The 26,176-nt window shown below is 72.6% G+C and carries 26 protein-coding genes; 6 read left to right on the forward strand and 20 right to left on the reverse strand.

Translation table 11 applies throughout. The features are described from left to right. Positions 1-42: 42 nt before the first annotated feature. The 13 genes from AAW13_RS31550 to AAW13_RS46110 form a co-directional block, all read right to left on the reverse strand. Positions 43-660: a DUF305 domain-containing protein gene (locus AAW13_RS31550; protein ID WP_046729978.1), complete on the reverse strand. Its 618-nt coding sequence runs from the start codon at positions 658-660 to the stop codon at positions 43-45. A gap of 78 nt (positions 661-738) precedes the next feature. Next, on the reverse strand, positions 739-1,146 hold the full coding sequence (locus tag AAW13_RS31555; protein ID WP_046730071.1) for a DUF6153 family protein: 408 nt from the start codon (positions 1,144-1,146) through the stop codon (positions 739-741). A 56-nt stretch (positions 1,147-1,202) separates the two neighbouring features. Then, positions 1,203-1,592 carry a VOC family protein gene (locus AAW13_RS31560; RefSeq protein WP_046729979.1) on the reverse strand — a complete coding sequence of 130 codons (390 nt, stop codon included), beginning with the start codon at positions 1,590-1,592 and terminating at the stop codon, positions 1,203-1,205. Between the two features lies 1 nt (position 1,593). After that, positions 1,594-2,424, reverse strand: coding sequence for a JmjC domain-containing protein (locus tag AAW13_RS31565; RefSeq protein ID WP_046729980.1), 831 nt, complete (start codon positions 2,422-2,424; stop codon positions 1,594-1,596). Between the two features lie 138 nt (positions 2,425-2,562). After that, positions 2,563-3,696 (reverse strand): DegT/DnrJ/EryC1/StrS family aminotransferase, encoded by a 1,134-nt coding sequence (locus AAW13_RS31570; RefSeq protein WP_052768577.1) that lies wholly within the window; start codon positions 3,694-3,696, stop codon positions 2,563-2,565. A gap of 24 nt (positions 3,697-3,720) precedes the next feature. Continuing rightward, entirely contained in the window at positions 3,721-4,476 is a 756-nt protein-coding gene (locus AAW13_RS31575; protein WP_046729981.1) for an SDR family NAD(P)-dependent oxidoreductase, read from the reverse strand. Beyond that, a complete protein-coding gene (locus AAW13_RS31580; protein WP_046729982.1) occupies positions 4,473-5,123 on the reverse strand; it encodes an O-methyltransferase in 651 nt (216 codons plus the stop codon). Before AAW13_RS31580 ends, AAW13_RS31575 begins: the two co-directional genes overlap by 4 nt. A 16-nt stretch (positions 5,124-5,139) precedes the next feature. Continuing rightward, complete coding sequence (locus tag AAW13_RS31585) at positions 5,140-6,912, reverse strand: M3 family metallopeptidase (RefSeq protein WP_143145055.1); 1,773 nt, start codon at positions 6,910-6,912, stop codon at positions 5,140-5,142. After that, positions 6,900-8,063 (reverse strand): outer membrane protein assembly factor BamB family protein, encoded by a 1,164-nt coding sequence (locus tag AAW13_RS31590; protein WP_167391756.1) that lies wholly within the window; start codon positions 8,061-8,063, stop codon positions 6,900-6,902. Before AAW13_RS31590 ends, AAW13_RS31585 begins: the two co-directional genes overlap by 13 nt. A 4-nt stretch (positions 8,064-8,067) precedes the next feature. Continuing rightward, on the reverse strand, positions 8,068-9,501 hold the full coding sequence (locus AAW13_RS31595) for an MATE family efflux transporter (protein ID WP_046729985.1): 1,434 nt from the start codon (positions 9,499-9,501) through the stop codon (positions 8,068-8,070). Further along, entirely contained in the window at positions 9,498-10,724 is a 1,227-nt protein-coding gene (locus AAW13_RS31600; protein ID WP_143145056.1) for a tetratricopeptide repeat protein, read from the reverse strand. Before AAW13_RS31600 ends, AAW13_RS31595 begins: the two co-directional genes overlap by 4 nt. A gap of 49 nt (positions 10,725-10,773) precedes the next feature. Next, positions 10,774-11,676: an arginase family protein gene (locus tag AAW13_RS31605; RefSeq protein WP_052768578.1), complete on the reverse strand. Its 903-nt coding sequence runs from the start codon at positions 11,674-11,676 to the stop codon at positions 10,774-10,776. A 196-nt stretch (positions 11,677-11,872) separates the two neighbouring features. Beyond that, positions 11,873-12,040, reverse strand: coding sequence for a hypothetical protein (locus AAW13_RS46110; RefSeq protein ID WP_167391757.1), 168 nt, complete (start codon positions 12,038-12,040; stop codon positions 11,873-11,875). A gap of 303 nt (positions 12,041-12,343) precedes the next feature. On the opposite strand from AAW13_RS46110, the gene AAW13_RS31610 reads away from it, so the two are divergent. The 3 genes from AAW13_RS31610 (at position 12,344) to AAW13_RS31620 (ending at position 16,623) form a co-directional block, all read left to right on the forward strand. Continuing rightward, the gene (locus tag AAW13_RS31610; protein WP_071659741.1) at positions 12,344-14,626 is read left to right on the forward strand and encodes an ATP-binding protein; all 2,283 of its coding nucleotides are present in this window, start codon (positions 12,344-12,346) and stop codon (positions 14,624-14,626) included. Between the two features lie 350 nt (positions 14,627-14,976). After that, a complete protein-coding gene (locus AAW13_RS31615) occupies positions 14,977-16,008 on the forward strand; it encodes an ArsR/SmtB family transcription factor (RefSeq protein WP_046729987.1) in 1,032 nt (343 codons plus the stop codon). Between the two features lie 162 nt (positions 16,009-16,170). Further along, entirely contained in the window at positions 16,171-16,623 is a 453-nt protein-coding gene (locus AAW13_RS31620; RefSeq protein ID WP_206306298.1) for a hypothetical protein, read from the forward strand. A gap of 170 nt (positions 16,624-16,793) precedes the next feature. On the opposite strand, the gene AAW13_RS31625 is transcribed toward AAW13_RS31620, so the two are convergent. The 6 genes from AAW13_RS31625 to AAW13_RS31650 all read right to left on the reverse strand — a co-directional run bounded on the left by AAW13_RS31625 (position 16,794) and on the right by AAW13_RS31650 (position 22,530). Further along, positions 16,794-17,015 carry a helix-turn-helix domain-containing protein gene (locus AAW13_RS31625; protein ID WP_046729988.1) on the reverse strand — a complete coding sequence of 74 codons (222 nt, stop codon included), beginning with the start codon at positions 17,013-17,015 and terminating at the stop codon, positions 16,794-16,796. Then, positions 17,015-17,500, reverse strand: a complete 486-nt coding sequence (locus AAW13_RS31630) for a DUF2975 domain-containing protein (RefSeq protein ID WP_046729989.1) — start codon at positions 17,498-17,500, stop codon at positions 17,015-17,017. Before AAW13_RS31630 ends, AAW13_RS31625 begins: the two co-directional genes overlap by 1 nt. A gap of 67 nt (positions 17,501-17,567) precedes the next feature. Further along, positions 17,568-18,812, reverse strand: a complete 1,245-nt coding sequence (mtnK, locus tag AAW13_RS31635) for an S-methyl-5-thioribose kinase (RefSeq protein WP_079179045.1) — start codon at positions 18,810-18,812, stop codon at positions 17,568-17,570. Between the two features lie 13 nt (positions 18,813-18,825). After that, the gene (locus AAW13_RS31640) at positions 18,826-19,872 is read right to left on the reverse strand and encodes an ABC transporter permease (RefSeq protein WP_046729990.1); all 1,047 of its coding nucleotides are present in this window, start codon (positions 19,870-19,872) and stop codon (positions 18,826-18,828) included. Positions 19,873-19,910: 38 nt separating this feature from the next. Beyond that, positions 19,911-21,446 (reverse strand): sugar ABC transporter ATP-binding protein, encoded by a 1,536-nt coding sequence (locus AAW13_RS31645; RefSeq protein WP_046729991.1) that lies wholly within the window; start codon positions 21,444-21,446, stop codon positions 19,911-19,913. Next, positions 21,433-22,530 (reverse strand): substrate-binding domain-containing protein, encoded by a 1,098-nt coding sequence (locus tag AAW13_RS31650; protein ID WP_046729992.1) that lies wholly within the window; start codon positions 22,528-22,530, stop codon positions 21,433-21,435. Before AAW13_RS31650 ends, AAW13_RS31645 begins: the two co-directional genes overlap by 14 nt. A gap of 464 nt (positions 22,531-22,994) precedes the next feature. On the opposite strand from AAW13_RS31650, the gene AAW13_RS31655 reads away from it, so the two are divergent. Genes AAW13_RS31655 through mtnB form a run of 3 tightly spaced genes read left to right on the forward strand, consistent with a single transcriptional unit; the run spans position 22,995 to position 24,936 of the window. Beyond that, positions 22,995-23,594: a 1,2-dihydroxy-3-keto-5-methylthiopentene dioxygenase gene (locus AAW13_RS31655; protein WP_046729993.1), complete on the forward strand. Its 600-nt coding sequence runs from the start codon at positions 22,995-22,997 to the stop codon at positions 23,592-23,594. After that, positions 23,591-24,331: an acireductone synthase gene (gene mtnC / locus AAW13_RS31660; RefSeq protein ID WP_046729994.1), complete on the forward strand. Its 741-nt coding sequence runs from the start codon at positions 23,591-23,593 to the stop codon at positions 24,329-24,331. The genes AAW13_RS31655 and mtnC overlap by 4 nt, the downstream gene beginning before the upstream one ends. Then, entirely contained in the window at positions 24,328-24,936 is a 609-nt protein-coding gene (gene mtnB / locus AAW13_RS31665) for a methylthioribulose 1-phosphate dehydratase (protein ID WP_046729995.1), read from the forward strand. The genes mtnC and mtnB overlap by 4 nt, the downstream gene beginning before the upstream one ends. Before the next feature lie 55 nt (positions 24,937-24,991). Here the strand turns inward: mtnB and mtnA are convergent, their stop codons facing one another. Beyond that, a complete protein-coding gene (gene mtnA, locus AAW13_RS31670; protein ID WP_046729996.1) occupies positions 24,992-26,023 on the reverse strand; it encodes an S-methyl-5-thioribose-1-phosphate isomerase in 1,032 nt (343 codons plus the stop codon). Between the last annotated feature and the right edge of the window lie 153 nt (positions 26,024-26,176).

Consider the following 26,176-nt stretch of genomic DNA (forward strand, 5'->3'; position numbering starts at 1 on the left):
GCGGACGGCGGCCGCGCCGGTGGGCGCGGCCGCCGCTGCTGCTCAGCCCTTGCCGAGGAGCTTGTTCATCTCCTTGATCTCGGCGTTCTGCCCGGTGACGATGGAGCCGGCCATGCTCGTGGCCGGGGCGTACGCGCCCTTGGCCTGCTCGGTGCCGGCCATCTCCACCGCGCCCTGGTGGTGCTGGACCATCATGGTCAGGAACATCTTGTCGAAGTCCGTCCCCTTGGCCTGCTTCAGCATGGTCATGTCCTTGTCGGACATCATCCCGGCCATGCCGCTGTGACCGCTGTGGTCCATGCCCGCCATGGGCACGTCCTCGCCCCAGGCCTTCAGCCAGCCCGTCATGGTGTCGATCTCCGGGTCCTGGGCCTTCTCGATCCGGCCGGCGAGGTCCTTCACCTGGGCGGAGGAGGCGCGGTCGGCGGCGAGGGAGGCCATCTCCAGGGCCTGCTGGTGGTGCGGGATCATGGCCTGGGCGAAGGACACGTCCTGCGCGTTGTGCGCGCCGGCGGAGGCGGAGGCGGTGCCGCCGGCCGCCGCCGAGGGGGACGCGTGCGTGGTGCCCGCGCTGTCGTCGCCGCTGCCGCACGCGGTGAGGGCGAGGGCGGCGGTCGCCGTGAGCGCGACGAGGACGGCACGGGTACGTGTGGTGGTCATGCTGAATCTCCTGCGATGGCGGTGAATGGGCACGCGGGAGCACGGCCGCCGCGCTGCGCACGGCCGGCTCGGGTGCCTCTAGATCCGCAGGAGTTGGAGTTCGGCCAGGTCGGGCGGCGCGCGGGCGCCGTCCGGTGCCGTGGCCTGGCGGGAGAGGGCGGTGCGCGCGGGCACGGGCACGTGCACCGGGTCGGGGGCCGGCGCGGGCAGCGCCGGTCCGCCGCTCAGCGCACCGGAGGCGCAGGTCGCGTCGGCGTGATGTGCGTGGCCGCCGCCGCAGTGACCGTCGTCACCGGCGCAGCCGTCGTAGGCCACGACCATGACCGCCGTGGCGGGGACGGCACGACCGTGACCGTCGTGGGCTCCCATGAGGCCACCGGGTGCCAGCGCGTGCATGCCCAGCAGCCCGGCCAGCACACCCAGTACGAGCAGCGCGCGCCACCGCCGGTGGGGCGGTCGCTCGGCGGTCAGCTCGGTGGGGCGCATCGGGGTCATCCTATGCGTACCCTGAGCGCGGCTTCGCACAGGCACCGCCGGGAACGTCATTCCCAGCGGTGTGCGTTGCTGTCGTCGAGGTTGCCGGGGGGATGCGGGATGACGCAGAACAGGAGTCCCGCCGGGTCGCGCATGACCCACCAGGAGTGGACGCGCCGCACACGTGCCGCCCCCAGTCGTTCCAGTCGCGTCACCTCGGCCTCCACGTCGTCGGTGTGGATGTCCAGGTGGACCCGGGGGCCGCTCTCCGCCGAGTCGAGGCGCTGGAAGTACAGCCACATGCGGGGGCTGCGCAGCGACGCGCTCAGGTACTCGGGCGAGTCGGGGACCACCGCGGTGGGTGCGCCCGCGGCGGCTCCCCAGAAGGCCGCGACGCGGTCGTGGTCGGCCGCGGGCACATCGACGACCACCTTGCAGATCCTGCTGTAGTGAGCCACGTCAGACGGCCTGCCGGGTCAGGTGCTCCGCCTGTAGGCGCAGGGTGGCGGCCAGGAGGTCCCCGGTCGTCAGGCGCTCCAGGAGCACCAGGGTCGCCCGTCGCAGGGTCTCCTGGGCCTCGGCCCGCGCCGCGTCGGACATGTGGGCGTGGAAGGCAGGCACCACCTGGTGGCCGACGGCACGGCCCCTGGCGACCTGCGCGAGGAACGGCAGGACCGCCGAGTGCAGCGACACCGCGGGGCAGACCAGGGACAGGCTCAGGGAATCCGCCTCGGAGAGTCCCGAGTGCAGCCAGAGGACCGGGATGTACAGCAGGTCTCCCGGCCGCACCTGGAAGGTCAGTACCTCGGCGTCCGGCAGGGCGTGGCTGCCGACGCCGGGGACGTCCATCATGCGCCGGGCCCTGGTCTCGGCCCGGATGTGGTGCGGTGCCGCGAGCGACCACTGCTTCGTACCGGTCTGCTGGAGCACGAAGTTGTCGCTGTGGTCGAAGTGGGCGCCGATCCCGTCCGCGCCGTGGGTGCGCACGGTGTCGAACCAGGCCCGGGGCGCGCCGAAGCGGCGGGCGAACTCCTCGGCGCGCTCGGCCAGGTCGGTGTCGAAGGCGGAGACCCGCTCGATGAACGTGACCTCGTCCGGGCGTTCGGTCACCGCGCCGGCGTCCTGTGCCAGCGCCCGGGTGCGGGCGGCGGCGAACTGGTCGGGGGACCAGGAACGGCCGAGGAAGGCTTCGGCCCCGCCCCGGACGAACAGCGGCCGCTGCCTCCAGAAGACCGCGAAGAACTCGTCGAAGTCGAGGGCGCTGCGCTCACATTCCCTGATCTCGGTCATCCACCGGCTCCTTCTTCGTGTCGGGTTCTTCACGTCGGGTTCTGCGGGTCGCGTTCTTCACGTCGGGTTCTGCGCTTCGGGTTCTGCGGGTCGCGTTCTTCACGTCGGGTTCTGCGCGTCGTTTCGGGTCGGTGCCCGTCAGTACCGGCGTTTCAACAGTGCGCACACGTAGCTCTGCTGATCGGCCGTCAGGCGTGGGTGGCAGGGCAGTGAGAGGGCGTGGTCCGCGTACCTCTCCGCCGCCGGCCACCGGCCCGGCGCCCCCGCGTACGCGGCCATCGCGGGCTGGTGCGGGACCAGTCGCCCGTAGAAGACCCGGGCGTCGACGCCGTTCTTCCGCAGGTATGCCAGGGTCTCGTCCCGGTGCTCAGGTCCGCCCGGCACGGTGACCGTGTACTGGTGGAACGCGTGCGTCCGGCCGACCGGGACCTCGGGGGTCCGGATGCCGGTGTCCCGGAGGAGTTCGTCGTAGCGGGCGGCGACCGCGATGCGCCGGGCGATGTCCTGCCGCAGGGTGCGCATCTTCACCGACAGGACGGCGGCCTGGACGCAGTCGAGGCGGGAGTTGATGCCGCCCTCCTCCACGGCGACATAGCCGTCGGGCTCGAAGCCGTGCTCCCGGAGCCTGCCGATCCGGGCGTGCAGCGCCGGGTCGCCGGTGACGACGGCGCCGCCGTCCCCGTAGCAGCCGAGGTTCTTCGTCGGGAAGAACGAGAACACCGCCGCGTCACCGAAGGAGCCCGCGGGCCTGCCCCAGTACGCCGCGCCGACGGCCTGGGCGGCGTCCTCGACGACCGCCGCTCCCACGCGGCGGGCGTCCTCCAGCAGCGGGTCCATGTCCGCGGTCAGCCCGAACAGGTGGACCGGCACGATCGCCCTCGTCCGCTCCGTGTACGCGTCCGCAACGGCGGACGCGTCGAGGGTGAACGAGGCGGGGTCGATGTCGGCGAAGACCGGTGTCGCCCCGGTGCGCACGATCGCGGAGACGGTCGCGACGAAGGTGACCGGCGAGGTGATCACCTCGTCGCCGCGGCCGACACCCAGCGCGGTCAATGCCATGAACAGGGCGTCCGTGCAGGTGCCGACGCCGAGGGCGTACGGCGTACCGCAGAAGGCCGCGAAGTCGCGCTCGAACTCCTGGACCGCCGGGCCGAGGACGAGCCGGCCGTCCGCGATCACCCGCGACATCGCCGCGTCCAGCTCGTGCTTGAGTTCCGCGTACTGCTGCTGCACGTCGTTGCCCAGGACGATCTGCCGGGACGGGTCGATCATGTGGTCGTCTCCCTCTGTGCCACGTCAGACCAGCGATCCCGACGATCCGCCGTCCAGCTTGCAGAGCATGCCGTTGGCCGTCGGGCCCAGTTCGGCGAGGTACCGGACGCTGCGGAGGCAGGACGCGTAGTCGATGAACTCGTCGATCACCAGGTTCGGGTTCGATCTGCGCAGGAACAGCCGTACGACGTCGGACGCCGGGAGCCCCTTGCGCGCCGCGACCGTCTCGGCCTCCGCGAGTTTGGCGCGGTCCGCCAGCGGGCCGAGCAGCAGCGTCGCCACGGCGGCGCCCGCGGACCGGCACCCGGCGGCCAGTCCGGCCGTGAGCACGCGCAGCGCCGCCTTGCTGGCGGCGTAGACCGCCGAGTGGTCGTCGGCTCCGTAGATGGCTTCGGAGTTGACGACGACGTGGGAGCAGAACCGGTCCGCGGGTTTGCGTGCCAGCAGGTCCAGCGCGAGGAGGTAGGGGGCGAAGGCGTTGACGCGGAACACCTCCTCCAGGTCGCGCGGCACGGGCCCGGACGGCCGGGCGGGCGGATAGGCCACGGCGCAGTGCACGACCAGGTCCAGGGCGGGATCGAGCCGCCCGGACAGGGCGGTGGCGGCCTGGGGACGGGACAGGTCCGCCTGGAGATAGGTGACGCCCGGCACGGCCGGGACGCGCTCCTCGGGACAGCGGCCGACGCCGGTCACGTCCCAGCCCTCGGCCGCCAGGCTCGCGGCGAGGTACCGGCCGAGTCCCTTGCAGGCGCCGGTGACCAGCGCGCGCCGGCCGGTCATCGGCGCTCCTTCCGGCTGATCAGCAGGCCGTTCTCGGTGCCCGCGAACGCCGACAGGAGCCGTGGACTGCGGCCGACGGCACGGGTGTACGCGGTCAGGGCGGCCACCTCGCGGGCGTCCGTGGGCTGGTCCGGGGACTCGGCGCCGTAGTCGCCGAGGGCGAGGACGTCGTCGGCGACGAGCAGTCCGCCGGGTTCGAGGAGCGGGAAGCCGTGGGCGAGGTAGCGCGGGTAGGACTTCTTGTCGGCGTCGATGAAGAGCATGCCGACGCTTTCCGGTGCCACCGTGGCGAGATGGTCGACGGCGTCGCCCACCACGACGGTCACCCGGTCCGCGACGCCGGCCAGGGCGAAGTTCTCCGCCGCTACGCGCGCCGCCTCGGGGTCCACCTCCAGGGTGGTGACGGTACCGCCGGGCGGGAGCCCCCGCGCGATGTGCACGGTGGAGTACCCGAACAGGGTGCCGATCTCGATGACATGGCGCGGCCGGTGCAGCTCGGTCAGCAGTCGGAGCAGCCGGCCGGTGTTGTCGTCGACCTGGATCGTGGGCAGCCCGGCGGCCGCCAGCGAGCGGTGCAGGATGGCGTCGAGGACCGGGTCCCGGGGGCCGAGCAGCGCCCGGGTGAATCCGTTCGACAGCGTGGTCATGTGGCGGGTTCTCCCCTCATCCGGTCAGGGCCGACGAGCCGTACAGCCGGAACACGGCCGAGCCGTCGGGTACTTCGGCCGGCGTGTCCGCGTCGAAGCAGGGGGCGAGGAGCCCGCGCAGTTCCGGCCGCCCGGTGATGTCCGCGAGGCTCAGCTCCCGGAACGCGGCGAACTTCGCGGCGCTGTCGGCGGCTCCCCACAGGTAACTGAAGTTGGCGCCGGGGTTGGCCACGTACATGGGCCAGGTGAAGTACGCCGCGACGTCGCCGAGCCGGTAGTGGCGGCCGATGCCGTACCGGCCGTCCAGGCGGTCGAAGGCGTCCCGCAGTCCGCCGGTGCCGCTGCGGTGCACCTCCAGGTCCAGGGCGGCGGTGACGGCCTGTTCCAGCAGGCCGGCCCGCTGTTCGAACATCTTGATGCGGACGCATCGCGCCCATTGCTCCTCGCCTGCGGGGCCGAGGGTCAGCCGACGGGCGAACTCCGGGTGGCAGGCCCACTTCTCGAACCACATGCTCAGGCACTCCAGCCGCTCCGGCGGCAGGGACTCGAGTCCGGAGCGGAACGGCACGCCGGTGCGCAGGAGGAGGTGGTTCAGGGCGTGACCGAACTCGTGGAACATGCCGTGCACGTTCTGGAACGTGATGTGTCCGGTGTCCTCGGCGTCCGGACGGAACCGGCACGAGACGTACGCGACGGGCCGCTGGACCAGGCCGCTCCAGTCGGTGCGGCCGCGCAGGCCGAGGGTGTGGTTGGGGCCGGGTGTCCCGCGGTCCGTGTCCCACAGGTCGAACAGGATGTCCCCGATCTCGTCGTCCGCGTCCCGCACGGCGACCTTGATCACCTGCGGGTGCCCGCTCGGCTGCCGGGTCAGCGTGAGGCCGAACACGGCGTGGGTCACGGCGGACAGGAAGTCCAGGCACTCCCCCATCCGGAACGCCGGCACGCGTCCGGCGCCGAACACGGTGCGCATCGCGAACCCGAGGTGGTCCATCGGCCGGCCGGTGGCGCCGGTGACGGCGGCGATCTCGGACTCCACCTGCGCGTGTGCGGCCAGCGCCGTCTCGAGGCTGCTCGTCACGAAGGCGGCGATGTCGGCCTCGGTGGCCCGGCAGCGGGCCAGCGTCCCCGCCGCGACGTTCGGATGACCGGCCCGCGCGCTCCGCCGGCGCCGTACCGTCACCATCGCGTCGAGCGCGGCGAGCAGGGCGGGCTGCCGGGCGTCCCGTGCCGCCGCCCACACGCGTGCCAGCTTGTCCCGGGTGGCCGTGCTCTCCATGGAGCCCAGCACGGTGTAGTAGACCGCCGCCGGATCGGCCTCCGCGTCCCGGACACCCACCCGCCGCAGGATCTCCCGCCGGGCGTCCCGCACCCCGGCCAGCACCGCCTTCGCCTCGTCGAGGAGGTCGTCGAGCCGGGCGTCCTCGGCCGGGTCGCGCCGCTCCGCCGCGGTCAGTTCCGCCAGGTACTCCTCGCGGACGGCGTCCAGCCGGGTGTCGGCGCAGCGCAGTTCCCGCAGCCGGCGCACGATCCGGGCGGTGCGGTCGTCGTCCTCGTAGAACGCCCGGCGCCAGGGCAGCAACCGGGTGAAGTTCTCGTCGTCGTCGACGGCCTCCAGGTAGAGGAACACGTAGGCCACGTTGTTGTAGACGGCCATGAGTTCCACGAGCGTCCGGTCGGTCAGGCGGTCGGCGGCGAGGATGGCGTCCAGACGGGACATCATTCCTGCCAGCGACTGCTCGATCGGGCTCGCGCCGGACTCGGGTCCGGCGCCGGGTGCTACTGCCGGCACGGGGCGACCTCCGTGTTCGCGGGCTGGAATCGGAATTCGTAGAAGTCCCCGGCGTAGGAGGCGCAGTAGAGGGCGCCGTCCGGCGAGGCGAGCGGGGTGGTGTCCATCCGGGGCTCGTGGTCGGGCAGGCCCAGGACCTGGCTGCTCTCCCAGCGGAACCGCCCGTCGGAGCGGCGCAGCGCGATCACGTTGCCGCGCTCGGCCGTCGCGATGAAGTCCCCGTTCGGCAGCACGCTGAAGGACGTGTACGAGTGCGGGGCTCCCTGGGGCGCCCGCCACACGGGCGTGTGCGTGCGGACGTCGACGCCGGTCACGGTGGCGTCCTGCGCGCCCACCGCCAGAACCTCCCCCGAGAGCGCGGGACTTGCCGTGATCTTGGCCCCCAGGAACTCCGTGTGCAGCAGCCGTCCGGTGCGGGCGTCCAGGAACAGGCAGGTGCCCCCGACGGTGCAGACCGCGACCTCCCCGGTGGCCCGGACGAAGACCGGGGAGGCCTTGATGTCGGCGTCGGCCGCGAACCGCCACAGCTCGCCGCCGTCGCCGGACAGGGCGATCACGTGGTGGCCGCAGCAGACGACGACCGTGCCCTCGTCCGTGCCGGCCGGACTGGCGTAGGGGTCCCGGTACGACGCCGTGCCGCCGTCCGCCGCGTGCCACGGTCCGGGCAGCTCCCGGTCGAAGACGGGCTCGCCGGTGGACAGGCAAAAGGCCAGACAGCGCGCGTGGAAGGCCGCCACCACGAGCAGGTCGGCGGCCGGGAGCAGGACCGGGGTCGCGTACACCGGAAGCCGCGTGCGAGCCGCCCACACCAGCTTCCCGCGCAGGTCGAGGCAGGTGATCAGCCCGCTGGTGGCCGCGACGACCACCCGGCGCCGCCCGGGGTCGACCACGAGCGAGGCGTACACCCCGCTGTCGAGGCGGCGCTCCCAGAACACCTTGCCCAGTCCCCGGCCGTAGAACCGCACCCGGCCGTCGTCGGCGGCGAGCAGCACGCCGATGCCCGGCACCACCGCGGGAGAGGCGCTGACCGGTACCGGCAGGGTGCGGCCCAGCCGTTCGTTGTGATGGGTGAGGCGGCGGTGGCCGAACACCACGGGTTCCCTGTCCCAGCGGAAGGTGCCGTGGTCGCCGCCGGGCAGGACGGACCTCACGGGGTCATGCCGGAACGCCGACACCTGTGTCACGGCCCACCTCGCTCCGGGTCCAGTGGTCCTTGCGGAGCGACCTGTGGAAGGCGGTGGCGAGCACCGCCGAGGGAAGCACGCCCGAGGCGGTCACCAGGAACGGGGAGTGCAGGACGAACACGCCGACGGCGGCCAGCGGCACGGCGAGGGCGTACGTGGTGACGGCCGAGGCCGTGGCGAGCAGGGCGCCTCGCTGGTGCACGGAGAGGATCTCCCCGAAGTGGTTCTCCAGGAGGTAGGCGGGGACGGTGAGCAGGAAGGCGAACAGGAGGGACCGGGTGAGCCGTTCGTCCTGGCCGGCGCCCGCGAAGAGCCGCACCAGCCAGGGGGCGGCCAGCGCCACGGTCACGGCGCCGGCCGCCGTGGGCACCGCCGCGTAGCGCAGCAGGGTGCGGGCGGTGGCGGGCAGGCTGCGGGCGGTGGCGGGCGAGCTGCGGGTGGTGGCGGGCAGGGTGCGGGCCGCTGTCGGCAGGTCGCTCTCGTCCTGGCCGAGCCGGTAGCCGTAGTACACGAACGTGCCGGACACACAGGCCTGCGGGATGCGGCAGAACAGGCTCCAGATCTTGGTGGCCACCGTGACCGCCGCGAGGACCTGCACGCCCAGTGTGCCCAGCAGGAGGGTGACGGTGATCGTGCCCGCGTAGTCGTTGAAGTGCCGGGCGCCCACGCCCGGCGCGTTGCGTGCCATCGAGCGTGTCTCGGCGACGACCGAGGCGCGCTCGGGGCGGGTGAACCGCTCGCCGCGTGCCCGCATCCGGCGCAGGAAGAAACGCAGGGCGAAGCAGGCGATCAGGAGCTGGGAGCCGGTGGTCGCCGCCGCGACCGCGACCACCGGGGACGCGAACCGGCCGGACAGCGGCGTGTAGAGGAAGGCCCAGTCGAGCGCCGCGTTCGTGGCGAGGCCGACCACCAGGAGCAGCAGGGACCTGTTCTTCAGCCCGCAGATCTTGAGGGCCTCGTTCAGGGCCGCGTAGAGGATCGTGAAGCCGAGGCTGCAACCGCGCACGATCACGAAGTCCGCGGCGAGACCGGCCAGTCGGGGGTCCTGACCGGCCAGGCGCAGCCCCGGCTGCACGGCGGACGAGAGCAGCACGGCCGACGCCTGGGCCACCAGGAGGAGGACGAGCAGGGCCGATGCCAGCACCGGCAGCCGCCGCGCGAGGTCCCCGCGGCCCTCGGCGATCGCCAGGCGGCTGCTGAAGGTGTCCACGACGCCGATGGCGAGCAGCGCGGTGAGGCCCGCGTTGATGACGTCACCGAGGCCGACCGCGGCCACCTGGTCGAGGCCCTTGGGCGAGATCAGCAGGATGTCGACGGCCCCGAAGCCGACCGAGACCAGTCCGGTGAGGAAGATCGTGGTCGCGAAACCGGTGTAGTTCCTGACGGTCAGTTCGGTGTGCTTCATGTCGCCTCGCCCGCCGGGGTGCGGAGCCGGTCGAGAAGCGACCGGAAGCGGTCGGCGGCCGGGTCGTCGCCGCGCCGCGCGACCGCCAGGCCCTGCCGCAGCACGCTCTCGTCGCCGGGCACGAGGTCGGCCAGACGCCCGTAGTGCTCCAGGGCGCGTACGTCGTCGCCGAGGCGCTCCCTGGCCCGGGCCGCCCGCAGGAGGTGGTGCCCGTAGTACGGCGGCCCGGTCGCGGCGGCCTTCTCGTAGAGCGCGGCCGCCTCCGCGAGCCGACCGAAGTGGGCGTAGGCGTCGGCGAGTTCGCCGTAGCTCGGGGACCAGGCCGGGTCCAGCGCGATGAGGTCGAGGCCCGCCTCCTCGGCCCGGTCCGGGTCCCGGGTCACGTACATGTGCTCCTTCAGCGTGGACTCGTGGTACGTCTTGAGGAAGTGGGCCTCGTAGGCACGCGGCCGTCCGGCCAGCGAGTGCGCGGCGGCCTCACGGGTGAACTCCATGTAGCGGCGCGTCAGCCGGGTCCGGCCGCGGGCCGCGGGCACCATGGCGAGGGCGCGGTACCAGGCCGACAGTGAGCCGGCGCCCAGGTCCCGCGGGTGCCTGGCGAGTTCGCGGCCGGCCGCCACGTACCAGAGGAAGTCCGCGGTCGGCAGGTCACGGCGTTTCATGTACCAGACGACGGCCTGCGCGCAGGCGTCGAGGGTGCGGTCGGCGGGCAGTGTGCCGGACTCGACGGCCCGGCGCATCGTGTGGAAGGCCCGGGAGACGGCGGGCCCGTCGTCCCGCCGGTTGGCCACCACGAAACGCAGCATCCCCACCTCGAAGGAGTCACGCGGGGTGGTGGCCCGTGGCGCGGTCCGGTCCAGGATCCGGGCGGCGGGGCCGAAGCGCGAGACGCTGATCAGGGCGGCCGCCACGTTGACCGCAGCCACCACCGACAGGTCGGCCGCGCCGTCGGCCAGTTCACCGAGCCGGGCGGTCGCCTCCGAGGGGCGGTGGCGCAGTTCGGCCAGCCGGTCGTAGCCGATCCCGTCGAGCAGGGCCACCTCGCGGAGCACGTCGGGCTCGAAGACCTGCGCGAACCGGTACGCGTGGCGGGAGAGGTCGGCGGTCCGGTACTGCTCCACGCACGCCCGTGAGAAGAGGTCGCTCTCCTGGAGCGGCGAGAACGTGAGACCGAGCATCGTCTCCTGGAAGGCGTTTCGGGTACGCGGTTCGCTGATGGGCATGGTCCCCCCGTGGGAAGGCTGCGGTACGTGCGGCTTCGGGCTTGCGGTGTCAGGGGTCCGTCCGGGTGTCCCGCTGCCGGCCGGCCCAGCTCAGCAGGTGGACGAAGACGAGTGCGGCACGCTGTGCGTCGGCGAGTGTCTTCGGGGACCGGTCCGCCCGGTCGGCCGCGAACTCGACGACGTCGAATCCGACGAGGCGGTTGTCCGCGAGGGCGAGGTCGATCAGCCGCAGCAGCCGGCGCAGGCTCAGTCCGACGGTCGCGGGGTAGCCGGTCGACGACATCTCGGCCGCGTCCAGCACGTCCAGGTCGACGCTGACGTAGACGTCCCCGCCCCGGCCGACCACGTCCCGGAAGGCGTCCGCGTCGTCGATCTCGGGGGCCGACACCGGCACCTGACGGCCGACGGAGCGCAGGAAGGCGGGCAGGGCGTGCGCGCTGTCGTCCTCGACGGTGGCGAAGGGGAAGACCCCGACCTGGAGCAGGCGTCCCGGACCGAGCACGTCGGACACGTGGGACATGACGTTGGTGTGGAAGACCGGATCCCGCTTCCCGGGCCGGGCGGGAGCGCCCTCCCAGATTTGCAGGTCCAGGTGGTGGTCGAACTGGACCACGGTGAAGGGGCGGGTGTGCCGTGCGGCGAGGGCCGAGACGACCGGGAGCGTCACGGTGTGGTCGCCGCCGATCACGCACGGCACCACGCGCGGCGGGAGCCCCGTGACGAACGCCCTGGTCGCGTCCAGGACGCCGGTGAGCGTGGTCTCGGTGGTGGCCAGGTCGCCCACGTCGACGATGCCGTCGAGCGGTGCCGCACCGTGGCGGAGGTCGACCACCCGGGCCGACGCGGCCGACCAGGTGTACTCCTTCGAGACGGTGCGCAGGAAGAACGGCCCGTGCTCCGCGCCGCGATGGGGGCTCCCCAGCGAATGGCCCACGCCGGCGACCGCGGCCACGGTACCGGCCGGAACGCTCCGCGGGTCCGCGAAGGGCAGCCCGCAGAAGGAAGTCGTCCTGTTGTCTCTGGACAATGCGCAGCCCTCTGTGCCGTACTGAGGTACGGGGACGGCGGGTCCGCCGCCCCCGCGTGATCACTTCACGGAGTGTTCCGGGCACGCGCGGACCCACCCGGCGTGCCCGTCCGCGGTCCGGTCAGGCCTCGGCGCCGAGCAGGGCGTCGAGTTCCGCGTCGACGTCGATGTCCTCGGCGAGCGAGCCGAGCACGACCTCGGTCTCCAGGGCCTCGGACTCGAAGAACATCGCGACCGAAGTGGTGCGGAAGAACGCCGGCTTCTTTTCCAGGGAGTAACTTTCCATCATGACCTCCTCCGTTGGACGGCGGCGCGCATCGAACCGGTCGAGAACAGCGGAACGCGGCCCCGTCGACCCGTCCCACGGAGCCGAAGCCCCCGTGGGAACGATGTCGCCCCCGTGCGATTGACTGCCGCTTCAGACTGAGGTCCGCCGGCCTGGCCTCACAAACGTTTCGACCAGCGTCAAATCCGGTGTGACGCTTAGCCCTTCCGGGCAGCCCCGGCCGGTGCCCGGCGGACAGCCGCCCGCGGCGGTCCGCTCCCGCCGAACCGGTCACCGGTGACCGTTCGCCCTGGTAGGAAGGGCCGTATGGAAGATCACTTCGGCACGGCCGTACGGCGGTTCAGGCTGCGTGCGGGGCTGACCCAGGAGGCGCTGGCCGAGCGTTCCGGTGTCTCGGTCAGCACGATCCGCGGCATGGAGACCGGCAAGCGCCGCAACCCGCAGCTCGCGTCGGTGCGGGGACTGGCCGCCGCGCTCGGCCTGCGGCCGGCCGAACGGGACGACCTGCTGGCCGCGGCGGGCGCGGCCGAACCCCCGGCGGTCCCGGTGCCGCGGCAACTACCCGCCCCACCGGCTCCGTTCGTGGGCCGCGAGCACGAACTGGCGCGCCTGGACGCCGCCTTGGGACCCCGTGCCGAAGCCGGACCGGGGTCGCGCTCCGGTCCGGCGACCACGGTGGTCGTCTCCGCGATCGCCGGGGCGGGCGGGGTGGGGAAGTCCTGGCTCGCCCTGCACTGGGCGCACCGGAACGCCGACCGGTTCCCCGACGGGCAGCTCTTCGTCGACCTGCGGGGCTTCAGCCCCGACAGCGATCCGATGGACCCGGCCGTGGCGGTCCGGGGCTTCCTCGACGCGCTGGGTGTCGAGCCGGGCCGGGTGCCCCTGGCCGCGCACGCGCAGGCGGCGATGTTCCGCAGCCTGGTGGCGGACCGGCGGATGCTGCTGGTGCTCGACAACGCCGCCGACACCGCCCAGATCACCCCGCTGCTGCCGGGCGGTGACACCTGCACCGTGCTGGTCAGCAGCCGCAAACGGCTGTCGGGCCTGATCACCGGGCACGGCGCGCACCACGTCTCCGTCGACATGCTCACCGACAGCGAGGCCCGTGGCCTGCTCGCCGCCCGTCTGGGCCCCGCGCGCATCGACGCCGAAGCGACGGCGGTGGACGAACTCGTGCGCCTGTGCGGCGGGTTCCCGCTGGCCCTGAGCATCATCGCGGGCCGCGCCCACACGGACCCGCACCTGTCGCTGGCCGATCTCGCCGCCGAACTGCGCGAGGACGCCCTCGACGTGCTCGACGACGCCGATCCCGCGGCGAGCCTGCCCGCGGTGCTCTCGTCCTCCCACCGCGCGCTGACCGACGAGGAGGCCGAGGTGTTCGGGCTGCTGGCGATCGCGCCCGGTCCTGACATCGGCCTGTCCGCCGCCGGCAGCCTCACCGGCCTGGGCCGGAGCCGGACCAGGGCCCTGCTGCGCCGGCTGGAACAGGCGTCGCTCATCGGCCAGGACACCGGGGGCCGCTACCGGATGCACGACCTGATCCGCCGTTACGCCGCCACCGCCCACGACCCGCCCGCCGGCACCCGCGGGGCTGCGCTGCGGCGGGTGCTGGACTTCTACCTCCGTACCGCGTACGCCGCCGACCAGTTGCTGGACTCCCACCGCGAGCCCATCGAGCTCGCTCCGCAGGCCCCCGGCTGCCACCCCCGGGAACTGGCGGACATCCCGGCGGCCATGGACTGGTTCGACGCCGAGCACCGCAATCTGCTCGCCGCCCAGGGCGCCGCCGTGGCGGCCGCCGCACACCGCACGGCCTGGCAACTGGCCTGGACGCTGTACAACTTCCACTACCGGCGAGGGCACCGCCACGACCAGCTCGCGGTGTGGCGGACCGCGGCCGACTCCGCGGCCCGGCTGCCCGACCCGGGCGCCCAGATCATCACCCAGCGGCTGCTCGGCCGGGCCCACGTCGTGCTCGGACACCACGAGGAGGCGATAGCGGCGCTCGACCGGGCACTCGCCCTCAGCGAGCAGCAGAACGACCGCGCGCTCCAGGCGCAGGCGCACTACACACTCGCGTCGATCTGGCCGGACGGCCGGCGGGCGCTGGAGCACGCCAGGCGCGCGCTGGACCTCTACCGGGGGCTCGACCAGCCGATCGCGGAGGCCAACGCGCTCAACGCGGTGGGCTGGTACGCCGCGCGCCTCGGCCAGTACGACACCGGCCGCGAGCACTGCCGGGCCGCCCTGGCCCTCTACCTCACCCACCAGGACGTGAACGGCCAGGCGCAGACCCTGGACAGCCTCGGCTACATCGACCACCACAGCGGCCGCCACGACTCGGCCGTCGAGCACTACCGCCAGGCCATCGTCCTGTACCGCGACCTCGACAACACCTACGAGGCCGCCGACACGCTCGACCGGCTCGGTCACCCCCATGCCGCGCTCGGCCGCCACGACCAGGCCCGCGCGGTGTGGCGGGAGGCACTCGACCTGTACCGGCGGCAGGGACGCGATCAGGAGGCCGAGGACGTCGAGCGGCTCCTTGACGGACTCGCCGTACGGGACGACGCTGACGGCGCCCGGTGACATCAGCGGCGACGGGCGCGGGCGGCGGGGTGCGTGGTCCCGGCCGTGTGTTCTCCCGGGCGGCGGTCGCGGCCGGCTGAACCGGTCACAGGTGAACGGTGCGTGAGCTGTTCGGGCACCCCGGCACACCCGCACGATGGTGCGGGGAAGCGGCCCGGCGTACGGTCCAGGGCGGACCGGGCGCCGGGCTTCAGCAGCGCCGATCGTGACCGGCGGCGGAATCCGGCCGATGTTCCCGGCCGTCCGTCCCCTCCCCGCAACCAACCATGGGTCCTGTCAGTCGTCACCCATGGCGACAGCCACCACTCGTCACCCCCGGCCGACCCCCCACCGTCCGAGAATGAGGCCGCATGCTCCGAATCCACTTCACTCCGCAGGACTTACAGAACATCCGCGTCGCGCGCCGGCCCGATCCGATGTGGGAACTAGTCTGCGCCGCCTGCCGGTTGGTCACGCAGCAGGGACCGCTCGAGTTCGGGTCCTGGCGCCGCTCCGTCCGTGAACGGGTCGCCGCGGATCCGGTGGCCGGCCGCGCCCTGCACACGCTGCGGACACTCGTCCCGCCCGCCGGGTACATCCCCGACTTCCTCACCCCGTCCGTCCTGGAGGGAGGGCTGCCCGCGGCCTTCGAGGAGATCCAGGCCACCCCTGCCGTCCGGCTGCGGCACGAGCTGGGCAGGCTCGGCGCCGCGCGTCCCCTCCCGGCGTGGACCACGGCGCTCGGCCGACCGGGCGACAACGGCATGCGCTCCCTGGTGAAGGCCCTGGAGATCTCCGCCCGGACGTTGCTCGAACCGCGCTGGGCCCACACCCGCCGAGCCGTCCGTGACGAGGTCGACCTGCGTTCCCGCATCCTCCTGGACGGCGGTGTCCTGGCCCTGCTGGAGAGCCTGCGTCCGCTGGCCCGGTGGCGGGCCCCCGTCCTGGAGGTGGAGTACCCGACCCACCGGGACCTCCGGCTGGAGGGACGCGGGCTGCTGCTCGTCCCGTCGTACTTCTGCTGGCGCAGGCCCACCGCCCTCGCCGATCCCGCCCTCGGCCCGGTCCTGGTCTACCCGGTCGGCGAACGGCCCCTCGACTCGGTGGCCCTCAACGACCACGGACTGGACCGCCTGCTGGGCCGTACCCGGGCCTCGGTTCTCGCCGAGGTGGCCCGCCGCGGTCCCCGGACCACCTCCGAGGTGGCGACGGCCGTCGGCATCGCCCTGCCCAGCGCCAGCTACCAGCTCGCCGTCCTGCGGGACGGGGGGCTGCTCGCGAGCCGGCGCGACGGACAGTACGTACGGCACTCGGTGACGCTCATGGGCCTGCGGCTCCTGGACGGCGAAGGGGACGCGGGAGAGCTGCGGCGGCTGGGGCAGCCCGTCGGCGGCATGCCGTAGCGGGAGCGGGGCCGCCGTGGCGGGGCCGACAGCGATTCGAGCACGTTCGAATTGCTTCTCCCCGGCCCGGCACACGGGCGAGCATCGGCGGCGGGGCGTGGCACGGCCCGGCAGGTGCCGCTGTCCGACGTCCCGCCGCACTCGACCCGACGGGGGAAGAACATGAACCTGGTCCGCAATCACCGCACCCGGCGCGCCGCGACCGCGGGTGTCGCCCTGGTCACGGCAGCCGTCCTCGGAACCGTCGGAGCGTCCACCGCCGACGCCGGGACCGCCGCGCCGGGGACTCGGCAGATCGCCTCGTCCGTCCTGGGCGGCGACTACAAGATCACGCTCACCGCGCTGCGGTCGCCGGAGGACGAGTACGCCGCCTCGGTGCGGTTGCAGGTCTTCACGCACGACACCGGCACCTGGAAGGAGTCCGACCGGGTCACGGTGGGCGAGGTCGACGGATGGTTCTGGTACCCGCTCACCGGCAGCCAGGCCGTCTGCGAGTTCACGACCGCGAGCACGGAGCCGGCTCCCCTCACCGTCAGTCTGCTGGTCACCCCGTCCATCGGCTGCTCGGCGCCGGCGCACTACGTCGTGAAGCAGGGCAGGGTGTACGCCGGCTGAACCGGTGAGCCGGCGAGCCGGTGAGGCGCCAGGTCGGTGAGCCGCCAAGCCGGTGAGTCGATGAACCGATGAAGTGATCAGTCGACGCGTCGACAGAGGGAGAGAGGAGTGGCAGGACTCCCCCGCCCGTGCCTCGGGCGGGGGGGGGCGCTCCCGGGGCCCGGGGTACGTCATTCGCCCGCGGTGTCCTCGGCCTCCCAGCGCAGCAGGTCGCCCGGCTGGCACTCGAGCACCTCGCAGAGCGCGGCGAGGGTCGCGAACCGCACCGCCCTGGCCCGGCCGTTCTTGAGGACGGCCAGGTTGGCGGGCGTGATCCCCACCCGGTCCGCGAGTTCGCCCACGGACATCTTCCGCCGGGCCAGCATGACGTCGATGTCGACGGCGATCGGCATCAGATCACCTCGTCCAGCTCGGCCCGCATCCGGGTCGCCTCCACGTCCCGGGCGACGGCCTGCGCGAGCAGCATCCGCAGGACGAGCACGATGAGCGCGACCCCCAGGATGGCCACGCCGATCCCGCCCATGATGAGGGTGACGCCCGGGTCGTCCCGCTGGCCCGGCGCGTTGACGGCGGTGACCGCGAACCACATGAGGGCGGCCGCGACGATCGAGCCGATCACGGCGTCCACGTACCGGAAGGCGGCGTGGGAGAACACGGTTCCACGGCGCACCATCGTCACCAACCGCCATACGCAGACCACGGCGACCTGGGCCGACACCATGCCCAGGATGGTGATCACACGCAACGGGGTCAGCGGGAGCGACCCGTCGTCCGGCTTGGCGGCCAACGCCCACACCATCCCCGCCTGGACGAACACGGTGCCGGTGAGCACCACGACGAGCACGGCTCGCAGCGCGAGCACCGTCAGCTTCCCCATGACCAGTCCTTCCATCGAATCACGATGGAAAGCTATCGAATTTCGATAGGTGCGGCAAGGGCCGGTGTCAGGCCGACGCCTCCCGCTTCCCGGCCGACGCCTCCCGGTTCCCGGCCGACGCCTCCCGGTTCCCGGCCGGGACCTGCCGGGCGACGGCCCGGACGGACTCGGGGTCCGGCAACTCGGCGCGGCGGACGATGAGTTCGCGGCCCAGGAGCAGGGAACGGCGGGAGGCGGCCACCTGGAGCGGGTCGGGCAGGGTCGTCAGGTCGGTGAGGTGGGCGAAGCCGATGACGCGGCGGATGATCTCCGTGCCCGCGAACCCGACCGACTCCGTCCAGACCCGGCGCAGGAACCGCTCCAGATAGGCGTCGTCGAAGAAGGTGTCGACGCGCGCGGGCCAGAGCCGGCGGAACTCGGCCTCGAACCCCGCCCAGCTCAGGCGCAGTTGGTCGGCGTGGTCGCCGTCGGCGCCCAGCGCGTGCGCACGGGCCTCGGAGACGAGGACGTTCGCCCAGTACAGGCCGAGGTCGAAGCCGACCGGGCCGACGAAGGAGAACTCGGGGTCGAAGACCCGGACGACCTCCTCGCCGTCCCGTCGGCCGACCATGACGCTGCCGGTGTGCAGATCGCCGTGGAGCAGCGCCTGCCCGCTCGTCATGAAGACGTGGCGGAGTTCGGCGACCTCGGTGCGCAGCCGGGAGTCGGCGCGGAACCCGGCGGCCAGGTCGTCGAGTCCGGGGTGCCAGTGGTTGTGCTCGTGCTCGACGTACGGCTCCGACAGGACCACGTCCTCGGTGATCTTGCAGAGCTCGGGGTTGACGGAGGCGGCGACCAGGGCCTTGCGGTCGGCGGAGGACATGCCGAAGTCGCTGGTGGTGAAGGAGAGTTGCGCGACGAGTTCGCCGATGCGGACCGAGGTGGACGGGCCGTAGGAGCCGCCCTCGTTGAGGTGGGTGCGCAGGACCGTCAGGTCGGACAGGTCCTCCATGACGAGGGCGTGGTTCTCGGCGTCGTAGCCGTGGATCGCGGGGATCTTGTCCGGCGCCGCCTTGGCGATCTGCTCGTACGCGCGGGCCTCGGCGTCGGAACGGTCGGGGCTCAGCGGCCACGAGGGACCGGCCACGCGCACCCACGGCAGGGCCTGCTTCACGGCGAGGCTGCGGGTGCCGGCGCCGTCCGAGGCCAGGAACACGCGGTTGAGGTTGCCGTCGGAGACCTCTCGGACGTGGATGTCGTCGAGGTCGTCCCAGTGGCCGCGCTCGTTCAGGTAGCCGGGGACGTCGTCGGTGTCCAGGATGCGGTAGCCCATGGTGTCGGTTTCCTTATGCGGTACGGCGCTTGGACAGGGTGAAGCTGAAGACCAGGGCCAGGATGAGGACGGCGCCCTCGACCACGTCCTGCGTGTAGTACGGCAGTCCCTTGATGGTCAGGCCGGTGGTGATGATGCCGATGAGGACCGCGCCCAGGGCCGTGCCCCAGACGTTCGGGCGGCCCCGGCCCAGCACCGAGGTGCCCACGAGGGCGACGGCCACCGCTTCCAGGAGCTGGGAGGTGCCGGCGCTCACGTCGCCCTGGCCGATCCGGGAGGCCAGGATCAGTCCGCCGACCGAGGCGAGCACACCCGAGATGACATAGGCCAGGGCGCGGTAAGCGCCGACGCGGATGCCGGCCAGCCGGGCGGCCTCGGCGTTGGCGCCGATGGCGTAGAGGACCCGGCCCCAGCGGGTGCGGGCGAGGAAGACCCAGGCGGCGACCGTCAGCGCGCCGAAGATCAGGACCGAGACGGGGATCCCCAGGACCGTGCCGCGGTCGATGCGCAGGAAGCCCGCGGTGAACTTGCCGGGCGCCGTGCCGCCGTCGGACATCGTCATGCCCGGGGTGACGGACTGGCCGTCGACCAGGATGAGTTTGCCGCCCTGGATCACGAACATGACGCCGAGGGTGGCCAGCATGTCCGGGATCCTGAGCACGACGATCAGGAGCGCGTTGAGCAGGCCCGCGACGGCGCCCGCCGCCAGCACCGCGAGGACGGCGACCGTGCCCACCTGGTTGTGGACGACCATCGTCTGGGCGGCGACCGAGACGCCGAGGCCTGCGACGGCACCGACGGACATGTCCATTCCGCCGACGGCCATGGTGAGGGTGACGCCGAGGCCGAGGATCGCGGCGACGGAGACGTACCGGAGCGTGTCGAGGAGGGTCGCCGACTCGCGGAAGGTGCCCTCGCTCAGCGCGAAGTACAGGAACAGCGCGATCGTGACGAGGATGAAGCCGTACTTGATCACGGCGTTCTGGACGCGTACGGCGGTGGTGGTCGCGGGCCGGATCGCCGCCGCGGCGGGAACCTCGGTGCTCTGGGTGGTGGTCATGGGTGCTGCTGCTTCCTTCGGCGGCCGGTGTCGGGGGCTCAGAGGGACCCGGCGATGGTCTGGATCACGCGGTCGCGTTCCGCGTCCTCGCCGTACGCGTCGAGATGGACCTCGCCGGCCGCGAGGACGACGACCCGGTCGGCGATCTCCAGGATCTCGTCGACGTCGGCGGACAGGACGAGCACGGCCGCGCCCTCGGCGGCCAGGGCGCGGGCCCGGCGGCCGATGTCGCGGCGGGCACCGATGTCGACGCCGCGGAACGGCTCGTCCAGGATCAGGACACGGGGGGTCTCGGCGAGCCAGCGGCCGACGACCACCTTCTGCTGGTTGCCGCCGGAGAGTTCCTCCACGGCGCTGTGCTCGTCGCGGGTGACGACCCCCAGGGCCGCGATCGTGTCGCGGCCCTGGGCGTCCTCGCGGGAGCGGTTCACCAGGCCCCCGAGGGAGAGGGACCGGAGGAACGGCAGCGAGATGTTCTGCGCCACCGACCAGCCCGGGACGAGGGCGTCGGCGTGCCGGTCCTCGGGGACCAGGTGGACGCCGGCCCGGATGGCGTCGGCCGGGCGGCGGGGCGCGTAGGGCCTGCCGCCCAGTGCGACGGTGCCGGTGCGGAAGGGCTCGGCGCCGAACAGACCGCGCGCGAGTTCGGTCTTGCCGGCGCCGAGCAGGCCGACGACACCGGTGACCTCGCCGGCCCGCAGGTCGAGGTCGAGCGGGGCGTGGCCGTCGAAGAGCCGGACTCCGCTCAGGGAGAGGGCGATTTCGCCCTGCTCACCCTCGCGGGTGGGCCGGGCCGTCTGGGCCTCCTGCGCCTGGGCGAGCATCGCGCGCAGGGCGGCGTCCCAGTCGAAGGGCCTGGCCTGGTCCTCGGTGAGACGGCCGTCGCGCAGCACGACCAGCCGGTCGGCGAGGGCGTCGATCTCGCCGAGGCGGTGGGAGACGTAGAGCACCGCGATGCCGTCGTCACGCATCTTCTCGACCAGTGCGAAGAGCCGTTCGGCCTCGGCGGCCGAGAGGGCGGAGGTGGGTTCGTCGAGGATGAGGAGGCGGGGGCGGGTGGCCAGGGCGCGGGCGAGGATCAGCAACTGACGGTCGGAGATGCCGAGTTCGGTGACGTCCTGGCGCAGGACCGCGTCGCTCCAGTCCAGGCCGAGGCCGGCCTGGATCTCACGGGCCCGGGCCAGGGTGCGGCTCCCGCTCAGGAACGGGTTGCCACGGCGCTGGGCCAGTTCCTCGAAGACCAGGTTCTCGGCCACGCTGAGGCCGGGCACGATGCCCTCGCCGATGCGCTGGTGGACGGTCTGGATGCCCAGCTGGCGGGCTGCGAGCGGGGACGGCAGGGCCACCGGCTCCCCCGCGACCCGTACCTCGCCGCCGTGGCCCGGGTGCACACCGGAAAGGATCTTGATCAGCGTGGACTTCCCGGCGCCGTTCGCGCCGAGCAGCGCGACCACGCTGCCGGGAGCGATGTCGAGCGAGACGCCGGCGAGCACCGTCCGGCCGCCGAACGCCATGCTGACGTCCGTCAGGCCGACCGCGGGCGTCCCGTCAGGCGCTCTCTCAGTGCGCGACATTGGGGATCCAGTCGGCGGTGCTGACCTTGGAGAGGTTCAGCGCGGGCAGCGCGGTGCGCAGCTGGTCCATGTTCTCGATCTTGTTCTTGACCAGGAAGTCCCGGGTGATGGCGACGGCCGGGAACTCGACCGAGGACTTGTCGAGTTGTCCGGCCAGTTGCAGCGCGGTGGTGCGGACCACGGCCGCGCCGACGGCGGACGGGTCGGTGCCGGCGGTGGCGACCCAGGGGCTGCCGGCGGCCGTCATGTTCTGGATGTCGGCGTTGGACACGTCCGCGCCGAAGACCTTCACCTTGCTCTGGAGCTTCTTGTTCTGCACGCCGAGGACGGTGCCCTTGGCGAGTTCGTCGTAGGGCGCGAAGACGCCGGTCACGTCGGAGTGCTGGGTCAGCGCGGCGGAGACCAGCGGGACGTTGTCGGTGGCGGTCGAGTCGGTGACCTTGCCGACCTTGAACTCCTGGGTCCAGCCGTTGGCGGTGAGCGCCTTCTTCCAGACCGAGTCGCGCTTGTCGAGGGCGGCATAGCCGGCCACGTTGACGTAGCCGACCTTGGTGTTCCTGCCGATCGTCTTGGCCATCACGTCGAGGACGGCCTGCGCCATGCTGGCGTCGTCCTGTTCGGTGCTGACGACGGACTTGTTCGTCTGGTCGACGTCGTACACGACGACCTTGATGCCCTTCTTCACGGCCTGGTCGATCTCGGGCTGGATGGTGGCCGGGAACCCGTGGTCGACGATGATCGCCTGCGCGCCGGAGTTGATGGCGGACGAGAGGTCGGTGGCCTGCTTGGCGTTGTCGGCCTGGGCGTCGTACACCGTCAGGTCGATGCCGAGGGCCTTGGCCTGGGCCTTGGCGCCGTTGCCCCACTGCTCGAAGTAGTCGCCGGCGCCGCTCTGCCGGACCAGGGCGACCTTGACCGTGCCCTTGCTGAACGGGGCGGGCTTCTCGCCGGTGGCGGCCGCGGCCGAGGCGGCGCCGGCGCCCGCCTGGGTGGAGGCGTCCGAGGACTGTGAGCAGCCGGAGAGGACGAGAGCGGAGACGGACGCCAGCGAGAGCGCGGCGAGGGGCAGGCGGACACGGGACATGACGGGCTCCAGGTGCAAGGGTGGTGCGCAAGAAGAGCAGAAAGAGGGGAACGCGGGAGAGCGCGAGGAGAAACGACGGTGGCTCGGACCGGAGCGGGAACGCGTCACTGCGCAGCGTGTGGCGCATGCCGTGCGACGGGCGTGCGGGGGCTCCGGGAGAGGTCAGCGACAGCTGGCCGTGGTCGACCGGAACAGGTCCACGTACAGCCGCCGCACGAGCAGCAGCGTCTTCATACGCAGATGATGGGAACGATTTCGGCCACCCGTCAAAGCATGGGAAGCGGTTTCTCACCACGTGAGACAACGACTGGGTCACACCCGGGCGCCCTCCGACCTGGAGTTACCATCACGAAGGCGGCGTTGCCCGCCCTCGCCAGCGCCGTCACGGTCCCCCCACCCCCTCCCCCCCAGGTCCGGTCCGTCTCGGTATCCGGACTTCCCCTTCCCGCATTGGAGTTGCTCTCATGACGCTGCTCACGACCTGGTCCGAATCCGGCCCCGAGACCCAGATCCGCCGTACCTCGGACCCCGCCGCGATCGCGGCGGCGCTCAAGCCGCTCGGAGTCCGCTTCGAGCAGTGGCCGGTCCGCGAGGACGTGCCGTCCGACGCCGACAGCGAGACCGTGTTCGCCGCGTACGGCGCCGAGATCGACAAGCTGAACGCCGAGGAGGGCTTCACCACCGTCGACGTCCTCGGTCTGCACCCCGGCGACGACCCGGAGTACCCCGTGAAGGCGAAGGCCGCCCGGGAGAAGTTCCTCCAGGAGCACACCCACGACGACGATGACGAGGTCCGGTTCTTCGTCTCCGGCTCCGGCATCTTCTACCTGCACGTCGACGGCGAGGTGCACGCGGTCTTCTGCGAGCAGGGCGACCTGCTGGGTGTGCCGCGCGGCACCACCCACTGGTTCGACATGGGCACGAAGCCGTCGTTCACCGCGATCCGCTTCTTCCACGAGGAGGACGGCTGGATCGGCAACTTCACCGGCTCGGCCATCGCCTCCCGCTTCCCCGACTACGACACGATCGCGGCGGGGTACGAGGCGGACAAGGGCGCCGCGTGAGCCTGCCGGACCCGGCCCGCCGTTTCGACGTGGACGCCGTGGTGCTCGACATCGAGGGCACCACGAGCGCCACGGGCTTCGTCGTGGACGTGCTGTACCCGTACTCGCGGTCACGTTTCGCGGCGCTCCTCTCCGAGCGGAGCGGCGATCCGGAGGTGGCGCGGGCCCTCGCGCAGGTGCGCGAGCTGACCGGCGACCCGCACGCGGACACGGCCGCGGTCGTGAGGACGCTGGACGCGTGGCTCGACGAGGACCGCAAGGCGACCCCGCTGAAGACCCTCCAGGGCCTCATCTGGGCGGAGGGATTCGCCCGTGGCGACCTCGTCTCGCACTTCTACGACGACGTCGTACCGGCCCTGCGCGGCTGGCACGCGGCGGGGCTGCGGCTGTACGTCTACTCGTCCGGTTCGGTGGCGGCCCAGCGGGCGTGGTTCTCCTCGACACCCGAGGGCGACCTGCTGCCCCTGCTCTCCGGCCTCTACGACACCGAGAACGCCGGTCCCAAGCAGGAGCCGGAGTCCTACCGCCGTATCGCGGAGTCGACGGAACTGCCCGCCGCGCGGCTCCTGTTCCTCTCCGACCGGCCCGGCGAACTCGACGCCGCCCGTGCCGCGGGCTGGCACACCGTCGGGATCCGGCGGCCCGGAGAGCCGTTCTTCCAGCAAGGCGTCGGCGACCACGCGCAGGCGGGGTCGTTCGGCGAGATCAGCATCAGCACCACCGGGAGCAGCACGTGAGCGCCGACATCACCACGACCGACCTCCGGGAGGCGGGGGCGGTCCTCGCCGCCGAGTCCGCCCGGTTCGCCTCCTTCGGCTGGATGCGCGGTACGTCCGGCAACCTGTCCGTGGTGCTCTCCCGGGAGCCGCTGCGGCTGGCGGTCACCGCGAGCGGCCACGACAAGGGCGAACTGACGCCCGCTGACGTGGTGCTGGTCGACGGGCAGGGCACCGCCGTGGGCGAGGGCAGGCCGTCGGCGGAGGCCGAGCTGCACGCGCGGGTGGCCGCGCTGACCGGCGCGGGCGCGGTGGTGCACGTGCACACCGTGGCCTCGGTGGCGATGGGGCACCGGCAGCCCGGCGGGATCGTCTTCCGGGACCTGGAGATGCTGAAGGGCGTCGGCCAGCCGGCCCACGACGTCGAGGTGACGCTGCCGGTCATCGCGAACAGCCAGGACATGAAGGTGCTCGGGGACCGGCTGGAGGCGGCGCGGGATCCGCGGATGCCCGCGGTGGTCGTGGCCGGGCACGGGCTGTACGTGTGGGGCGCCGATCCGCGGCAGGCCCGGCACCACACCGAAGTCGTCGAATGGCTCCTGGAGTTGGAGCTGACCCGGCGCTGAGCCGGCGGGACCACTCACGAGGGCCACGGCCGGGCGGCCGTGGCCCTCGGCGTGTTCAGCGCAGCCGGTCCCCGGGGAGTTCGCCCGCCGACACCTCCAGCACGCCCCGTTCGGTCACCAGGCCCGTGACCAGCCGGCCCGGCGTCACGTCGAACGCCGGGTTGTGGCCGCGCGACTCGGCCGGCGCCGTGCGGACGCCCGCCCACTCCAGCACCTCGTCCTCGCCGCGGAGTTCGATGTGGATGCCGTCCCCGGTCGGCGTCGACAGGTCGACCGTGGTCGTGGGAGCCGCCACCAGGAACGGGATGCCGGCGTACGCGCAGGCGAGGGCCACGCCCACGGTGCCCACCTTGTTCGCGGTGTCGCCGTTGGCCGCGATCCGGTCGGCGCCCACGATCGCCGCGTCGACCTCGCCGCGCAGGACGGTGCCGGCGGCGGCCGCGTCGGCCTGGACGTAGTGCGGGATGCCCTCCTGGACGAGTTCCCAGGCGGTCAGCCGGGAGCCCTGGAGCAGGGGGCGCGTCTCGTCGGCGTACACGACCTCCAGGCGTCCGCGCGCGTGGAGTTCACGGATGACGCCGAGCGCGGTGCCCCAGCCGGCCGTCGCCAGCGCGCCCGTGTTGCAGTGCGTGAGGATCCGCAGCGGCCGGTCCTCGCCGGCCTTCTTCAGCAGCCAGTCGGCGCCGTACCCGCCCATGGCGCGGTTGGCGTCGACGTCCTCGCGCTGGACGGCGGCCGCCTCCTCCAGCACGGCGTCGAGGCCCTCGGTGAAGCGGGTCATGACCCGGTCCACGCACACCATCAGGTTGACCGCGGTCGGGCGGGCCTCGCGTATTCGGGCCACGGCCTCGCGCACCCGCGCCTCGCTCCAGCCCTCCCGCTCGCCCTGGATCAGCGCGAGCGCGACGCCGTAGGCGCCGGCCGCTCCGATCGCGGGCGCGCCCCGCACCACGAGCCGCTGGATCGCGTCCACCAAGGTGTCCACATCCCGGACGTCCACTGTCTCCGTACGGTGCGGCAGCCGGGTCTGGTCGATGAGCGTGAGGCCGGTTCCCGTCCAGTCGACGGCGCGCAGTTCCTGGGACATAACAGGACACTCCTGATGTTTCGATGGTGCCTGCCACCGTACATGACCTGGGAGAACCACAGTTCGAGACAGTTGCACGGTTGGCCGGATCCGGGTGTTACAGTCCAGCACCGCATCCCACGGGCCGATACCCCCGTTCCGCGGTCCGAGACG

It is taken from the genome of Streptomyces humi (genome assembly GCF_001005085.2).
GTDB lineage: Bacteria > Actinomycetota > Actinomycetes > Streptomycetales > Streptomycetaceae > Streptomyces > Streptomyces humi.